The organism is uncultured Neisseria sp. (assembly GCF_951230505.1).
Taxonomy (GTDB): Bacteria; Pseudomonadota; Gammaproteobacteria; order Burkholderiales; family Neisseriaceae; genus Neisseria.
The window spans coordinates 1-3,560 of the sequence record NZ_CATNVN010000174.1; the positions used below are offsets into that span (position 1 = coordinate 1).

A 3,560-nucleotide genomic window follows, 5' to 3' on the forward strand; every position below is an offset into this window, starting at 1 on the left:
AATGACCACCATACGGCCGCCGTCTTTCAGTTGCTCTTTCAGAATTTCAGGTACGCTGTCTACTGCGCCGCCTACATAAATCGCATCAAAAGGCGCGCCTTGCGATGCTTCGGTCAGGCCGTTGTTTTGCACATAATCGACGTTGGCAAAGCCCAATTCGTCCAAAATTTTTTTGGCGCGTTGCTGCTGCTCGGCGTCGATGTCGTCGGTTACGACTTTGCCGGCCAGTTTGGACAGCAGGGCGGTTGCATAGCCTGAGCCTGTACCGATTTCTAAGACGGTTTCGTCTTTTTTCAGTTTCAAACCTTGAGCCAGGCGGGCAACGACTTTGGGTTCCAACATCTTATGGCCGTTGGTCAGCGGCAGCTCCATATCCGCATAGGCCAAACCTTGAAAAGCCTCGCCGACAAAATGTTCACGCCCGATCTCCTCCAAAGCATCCAAAATGTCGAAGTCCAAGACATCCCACGGACGAATCTGCTGTTCAACCATATTGAAACGCGCTTTTTCAAAGTCCATATTTGTGCTCCGTTCAATTCTTAATTTTATCGAAGCATACATTATAAATCCTTGTCGGAGAGTGTGCCATCTTTCAGACGGCCCCGGAGGCCCGTTAATAATTGCCAAGCGCACATATATCCACTAAACTTTCACATTACACGATGCTACAGCAAGCAACAACCAACACACGGAGCAATAAAGATGTATCACCAAATCGGAATGTGGGACCAAAAATGGGTTATCGGCAACTGGAAAATGAACGGCCGACTCCAAAACAACAATGCGCTTATGCACCGCTTCCGTGTCATGCCAACCGCAGAACGCGTGTTAATCGGCCTGGCCGCTCCGACCGTTTATCTGTTGCAACTGCACAACGCCATGCAGATTGTTTTGAACAACCGCATCTTGACCTGTGCGCAAGACGTGAGCCGTTTCCCGAATAACGGCGCATACACCGGCGAAGTGTCCGCCGAAATGCTTGCCGACATCGGTACAGACATCGTACTCATCGGCCACTCCGAGCGCAGCCTTTATTTCGGCGAGAAAAACGAAATCCAACGCCGCAAAATGGAAAACGTCCTCAACGTCGGCCTGATTCCATTGTTGTGCGTCGGCGAAAGCTTGGAAGAACGCGAAGCCGGTAAAGAACACGAAGTCATTGCACACCAGCTTTCGATCCTGCAAGGTTTGAACACCAAAAACATCGCCGTTGCCTACGAGCCGGTTTGGGCGATCGGTACAGGCAAAGTCGCCACCGTCGAACAAATCGCCGACATGCACGCATTTATCTACAAAGAAATCTTGTCTTTGTGCGGAAGCGATGTTAAAATCCGCGTTCTTTACGGCGGAAGTGTGAAAGCGGATAACGCGGCCGACATCTTCGCAGTACCTCATGTAGACGGCGCATTGGTTGGTGGCGCGTCATTATCATATGACTCCTTTACCGCCATCATCAACGCAGCACAAGCCTCGTAGAAAACATATGGAAGCCTTTAAAACCCTTATCTGGATTATTAATATTATTTCCGCTCTATTTGTAATCGTGTTAGTATTGCTGCAACACGGTAAAGGTGCGGATGCCGGCGCGACGTTCGGTTCCGGCAGCGGTAGCGCGCAAGGCGTATTCGGTTCTGCCGGTAATGCCAACTTCCTCAGCCGATCGACTGCCGTTGCTGCAACATTTTTCTTTGCGACCTGCATGGCAATGGTGTATATTCACACCCACTCCAATAAACACGGTTTAGACTTCAGCGATGTGAAGCAGACCCAACAGGCTCCTAAGCCTGCAACGCCTGCACAAAACAATACAACTCCTGTTGCTCCGAATCCTCAGCAGCAGTAAGACAATTTGATTTATGCCGACATGGTGGAATTGGTAGACACGCTATCTTGAGGGGGTAGTGGCCGTAGGCTGTGCGAGTTCAAATCTCGCTGTCGGCACCACATTAGAAAATCTAACCGCTTTTTAGCGGTTATTTTTTCGTCTTGAGAATCTGCCTTTCATTTATTTTTAGGCCGAGACAGGGAAATACAATGAAGCGTTTGGTTGTCGGCATCAGCGGTGCCAGCGGTTTTCAGTATGGCGTGAAGGCTTTGCAGCTTTTGCGTGAGCATCAGGTAGAAACGCATTTGGTGGTTTCACAAGGGGCGGAGATGACCCGCGCTTTGGAAACGGATTACACCAAAGAAGACGTTTATGCTTTGGCGGATGTTGTGCATTCCGTCCGTAATGTCGGGGCAAGTATTGCCAGCGGTTCGTTTTTGACGGATGGAATGTTGATTGCGCCGTGTTCAATGAAGACCTTGGCTTCGGTTGCTCATGGATTTGCCGATAATTTGCTCAGCCGTGCGGCGGATGTAACGTTGAAAGAGCGGCGCAGGCTGGTGTTGATGGTGCGTGAAGCGCCGTTAAGCTTGGCGCACATTGAAAATATGCGCCGTGTGACAGAGATGGGCGGTATCGTGTTTCCTCCCGTTCCGGCTTTATATCAGAAGCCTGAATCCATCGAAGATATGATTACACACAGCGTCTCTCACGCTTTGGACTTGTTCGGTATTATTCAAAACGATGTGCTGCGCTGGCAGGGCTGATGTTTCAGACGGCCTGAAAATAAATTTAATACACTGAGAAAGAGGATAAAAATCATGCAAGCGATTCCTACCAATATCGTTAAATTTTTGAGCAATCATCATGTCGTCAGTATTGCCGCTGCGGCAGACGGCGAAGTTTGGGCGGCTTGTTGTTTTTATGTGTTTGATGAAGCCCATGCCCGTCTAATTGTGCTGACTTCTTTGAAAACAAAGCATGGTGGAATGATGAGCCGTTCTGCCAAAGTAGCCGGCACCATTGCCGGACAGCCTGACAGTATCACGAAAATCAGCGGTGTTCAGTTTGCGGCGACTGCCGCTTTGATTGAAGATGAAGCGGATTTGAAAGCGGCGCAGTCTTTATTTTACAAAGCGCATCCTGCCGCTAGGGTGATGAAAAGTGATGTTTGGGCGTTGAATTTGGACAATGTGAAATTTACTGACAATAAATTGGTATTCGCACAAAAAACGTATTGGAATCGTGAGGATTAAGAAAAGGTCGTCTGAAAGATGAAATTTCAGACGGCCTTTAGCTGTATGATTTCGTATTTAATATTGTTGCTAAAGTTTTTCAAATTCTGATGGGGCGATGTACTCGCTGTATGACAAATCTAAATCGGTTAATTCCCCATGTAATAGGTTGTCGCGTTTGGAGATGTTTTCGGTATGCCCATCTGCATGTAAATAGATTCGGCGAGTGTTGATGCCGTTGATGTATTCGTCAAACTGCCATACGGGGACAGCATCTAATGTCTCTGTGTTGAAGAATTTGGTATAGATATTTGTTTTGTTGTTAGATGTCATTGCTTGGCCAAATCGTCTTATAACGGCTTCCCGTAAAGTAAGTGGATTTTTATTCTGAAAATATCAGAACAAAAATCCACTTATTAAGTCGATAACTACTTGATCTTAGATTTTAATCGTGTCCGAGCTCGACAGTTTTGTCTTTGTAACGTGTATCAGGAACCAAA

The 3,560-nt window shown here is 47.5% G+C and carries 6 protein-coding genes and 1 tRNA gene; 5 read left to right on the forward strand and 2 right to left on the reverse strand.

Annotation, left to right across the window (positions count from 1 at the left end):
- The coding region (locus Q1M25_RS08900) for a protein-L-isoaspartate O-methyltransferase (RefSeq protein WP_300483927.1) at positions 1-519 on the reverse strand (519 nt) is incomplete at its 3' end.
- A gap of 183 nt (positions 520-702) precedes the next feature.
- On the opposite strand from Q1M25_RS08900, the gene tpiA reads away from it, so the two are divergent.
- The 5 genes from tpiA (at position 703) to Q1M25_RS08925 (ending at position 3,081) form a co-directional block, all read left to right on the forward strand.
- Entirely contained in the window at positions 703-1,476 is a 774-nt protein-coding gene (gene tpiA, locus Q1M25_RS08905) for a triose-phosphate isomerase (RefSeq protein ID WP_004519014.1), read from the forward strand.
- Positions 1,477-1,483: 7 nt separating this feature from the next.
- Entirely contained in the window at positions 1,484-1,843 is a 360-nt protein-coding gene (gene secG, locus Q1M25_RS08910) for a preprotein translocase subunit SecG (RefSeq protein WP_036492092.1), read from the forward strand.
- Between the two features lie 15 nt (positions 1,844-1,858).
- Positions 1,859-1,944 (forward strand) — tRNA-Leu (locus Q1M25_RS08915).
- 90 nt (positions 1,945-2,034) lie between these two features.
- Positions 2,035-2,592 (forward strand): UbiX family flavin prenyltransferase, encoded by a 558-nt coding sequence (locus Q1M25_RS08920; protein ID WP_150536967.1) that lies wholly within the window; start codon positions 2,035-2,037, stop codon positions 2,590-2,592.
- A 54-nt stretch (positions 2,593-2,646) separates the two neighbouring features.
- A complete protein-coding gene (locus Q1M25_RS08925; protein ID WP_150536966.1) occupies positions 2,647-3,081 on the forward strand; it encodes a pyridoxamine 5'-phosphate oxidase family protein in 435 nt (144 codons plus the stop codon).
- A 69-nt stretch (positions 3,082-3,150) separates the two neighbouring features.
- Here the strand turns inward: Q1M25_RS08925 and Q1M25_RS08930 are convergent, their stop codons facing one another.
- Positions 3,151-3,393 (reverse strand): hypothetical protein, encoded by a 243-nt coding sequence (locus Q1M25_RS08930; RefSeq protein ID WP_300483930.1) that lies wholly within the window; start codon positions 3,391-3,393, stop codon positions 3,151-3,153.
- Between the last annotated feature and the right edge of the window lie 167 nt (positions 3,394-3,560).

Bases quoted from the DNA above. Each gene is read 5' to 3' on its own strand.
- Q1M25_RS08930 (WP_300483930.1), bottom strand. From the start codon at position 3,393: ATGACATCTAACAACAAAACAAATATCTATACCAAATTCTTCAACACA.
- Q1M25_RS08920 (WP_150536967.1), top strand. From the start codon at position 2,035: ATGAAGCGTTTGGTTGTCGGCATCAGCGGTGCCAGCGGTTTTCAGTAT.
- Q1M25_RS08925 (WP_150536966.1), top strand. From the start codon at position 2,647: ATGCAAGCGATTCCTACCAATATCGTTAAATTTTTGAGCAATCATCAT.
- tpiA (WP_004519014.1), top strand. From the start codon at position 703: ATGTATCACCAAATCGGAATGTGGGACCAAAAATGGGTTATCGGCAAC.
- secG (WP_036492092.1), top strand. From the start codon at position 1,484: ATGGAAGCCTTTAAAACCCTTATCTGGATTATTAATATTATTTCCGCT.